The following is a 2,873-nucleotide window of genomic DNA, read 5'->3' on the forward strand; positions in this document are numbered from 1 at the left end:
GCCAATGGCCGAACCTACGTATCGGTGAACCCGATGACGAAGGCCGCGGAGTAGCCGGTTCCGTACGAGAACACCGGCACCCATCTCGGGAACCGGTGTCTGGCCAAGCCAGGAAATGGATCAGGGGAGATGGGTTTCCATCTCCCCTTTTTCTTGTGCCTGGAGGACTGACATGGTTGCCGAAGCGGAAGACACAGACGGTAAAAGTTACGCGATAGATTGCCCGGTCCTGGTGACCGAGCGGCTGGTCCTGCGGGCGCCGCGCGAAAGCGATATCGAGCAACTGGTGGTGCTCGCCGACAACCGCCACGTCGCCGAAATGCTGGCCCGCATGCCCCACCCCTATGGCGAGGCCGAGGCACGCGCCTTCCTGGCGATGACGGCATCGCGCCGGGCCGGGATTGCCTATGCCTTAACGCTGGCCGGTACCGAAACCTTCGTCGGCTGCGCCGGCCTCAACACCACCGATCGCGGGCTGGAGCTCGGCTACTGGATCGGCGAGCCCTACTGGAAGCGCGGCTATGCGACGGAGGCCGCACATGCGCTCGTCGACCTCGCCTTTCAGAAGACGGCAATTCAGGTGCTGCATGCCTCGACGCGGGTCATCAATCCGGCCTCACGCCGGGTCATCCACAAATGCGGCTTCCAATATGCCGGCCAAGGCATGCTGAACTCGATCGTCGCCGGCCAGGTGCCGGTCGAGCGCTACCGCCTGGATCGCAGGACCTGGACCAGCCTGCGGAACTGGGTGCATTTCTAGGCATGTCGATATTCAGGTGAGGCCGGCCTGCGAATGGCGGTTTCCTGCGCTTCCGGTGCTCACGTACCCAAAGTACGCTCCGCTCCGGTTCTCGGAAGCCACCACTCTCGGCGCGGCCTGACCTGAATCTCAACACACTCAGCGCATTGCGCCGAAACCAAAGATTCGGACCGGGCATGAGGTCAAACCATCTCGACCCAGACCGGCAGGTGGTCCGAGCCGACCGCTTGCCGGTCGACCCAAAGGCGCTTCAGCGATTTGGCGAGCGAGGCGCTGGTGAAGACATAGTCGATGCGCTTGTAGCGGCTGGAGTCGTCAGGTCGCTTGGGGTCGATCCAGGAGACGAGATCGGCGCCTACGGCGGCAAGGCGCAGGGCCACATCTACGGCAAGGTCGGCGGTCATGGGTATGCCGAATTCGTGATCCAGGCGACCGGCGAGTTCAACATATTCCGGCGATCCGGCCAGCATGTTGAAGTCGCCCATGACGACGAAGGCTTCGGGATAGGGCAGGTCCGGCAGGCCGACCTCGGCAAGCCCCGACAGCGCGCCCCCCTCGATCGCATAGTTCAACAGACGCTGGCGCAGAAACCGGATCTGGCTGGCGCGTTCGACCGGGCTGCGATGGTCGAGATGGGTGGAATAGAAGCGGATGAAACCAAGCGGCGTCTCGATCAGCGCCTCCAGCGCGCCGCGCTGGAAATTCATCACTTCCAAACTGCGGCTGCGCGGCAAGAGGAGATTGCGCGACACATGAACGGGCGTTTTCGACAGCACCATGTTGCCGAGCTGAAAGGTGGTGGTGATGGCACGGCCGTTTTCCAGGCGCGAGCCGACATTGGCCTCGAAATTGCTGCCATAGACGGCGAAGTATTCGGGCAGCGCCTCGCCGAGCTCGGCCACCATGTCGCGGCCGCCATTGTGGGGGTTGTTGCGCGAGACCTCCTGCAGCGCGATCACGTCGGCGCCGCGCACGGCATCGGCGATGCGGCCGACATCGTAGCGGCCATCGAGGCCGACGCCGTAGTGAATGTTGTAGGTTACGAGCTTCATTGCGACTCCGGCCATGTTCATAAACAGCCTCGCCCTTCGCGCCGCCTTGGTTTAGAGCAGTGCCGAACGTTTAGAGCAATGCCGCAAGGCCACGAGCAGAAACTCAGCAATCCGATGAAATTTCTCGATCAAGCCAAGGTCTACATCCGCTCGGGCGACGGCGGCGCCGGTTCGTTGTCGTTCCGGCGCGAAAAGTTCATCGAGTTCGGCGGTCCGGACGGCGGCGACGGCGGCCGCGGCGGCGATGTCTGGGTGGAGGCGGTCGATGGGCTGAACACGCTGATCGACTATCGCTATCAGCAGCATTTCAAGGCCAAGACCGGTACGCACGGCATGGGCCGCAACATGACCGGCGCCAAAGGCGCCGACGTCACGCTGAAAGTGCCGGCGGGAACGCAGGTCTTTGCCGAGGACAACGAGACGCTGATCTGCGACCTGACAGTGGTTGGCCAGCGCTTCCTTTTGGCCAAGGGCGGCAATGGCGGCTTCGGCAACCAGCATTTCAAGACCTCGACCAACCAGGCGCCGCGCCGCGCCAATCCCGGCCAGCCGGGCGAAGAGCTCAACATCTGGCTCAGGCTCAAGCTGATTGCCGACGCCGGCCTGGTTGGCCTTCCCAATGCCGGCAAGTCGACCTTCTTGGCCGCCGTCACCGCGGCTAAGCCGAAGATTGCCGATTATCCCTTCACTACGTTGCATCCTGGCCTCGGTGTGGCCCGCATCGATGGGCGTGAGTTCGTCATCGCCGACGTTCCCGGCCTGATCGAAGGTGCGCATGAGGGCGTCGGCATCGGCGACCGTTTCCTCGGACATGTCGAACGCACGCGCGTCCTTCTGCACCTCGTCTCCGCGCAGGAAGAAAATCCGGGGAAGGCCTACAAGACCGTGCGCTCCGAACTCGACGCCTATGGCCATGGGCTGGTCGAGAAGGTCGAGATCGTAGCACTTTCCCAGGTCGACACGCTCGATGCCGACGCACGCAAGAAGAAGGTTGCTTCGCTGAAACGCGCCGCCGGCCGTGCGCCGATGCTGCTTTCGGCGGTCACCGGCGAGGGCTGTCT

The 2,873-nt window shown here is 63.3% G+C and carries 3 protein-coding genes; 2 read left to right on the forward strand and 1 reads right to left on the reverse strand.

From position 1 onward, the window contains the following. The first annotated feature begins 172 nt into the window (after positions 1 to 172). Entirely contained in the window at positions 173 to 760 is a 588-nt protein-coding gene (locus EOA85_RS31595) for a GNAT family protein (protein WP_127212347.1), read from the forward strand. Positions 761 to 942: 182 nt separating this feature from the next. Here EOA85_RS31595 and EOA85_RS31600 read toward each other — a convergent pair whose 3' ends face one another. Then, a complete protein-coding gene (locus EOA85_RS31600) occupies positions 943 to 1,812 on the reverse strand; it encodes an endonuclease/exonuclease/phosphatase family protein (protein WP_127212348.1) in 870 nt (289 codons plus the stop codon). Between the two features lie 114 nt (positions 1,813 to 1,926). Here EOA85_RS31600 and obgE point away from each other — a divergent pair. After that, the coding region (gene obgE, locus EOA85_RS31605) for a GTPase ObgE (protein ID WP_127212349.1) at positions 1,927 to 2,873 on the forward strand (947 nt) is incomplete at its 3' end.

The organism is Mesorhizobium sp. M5C.F.Ca.IN.020.29.1.1 (assembly GCF_003997375.1).
Classification (GTDB): domain Bacteria; phylum Pseudomonadota; class Alphaproteobacteria; order Rhizobiales; family Rhizobiaceae; genus Mesorhizobium; species Mesorhizobium wenxiniae.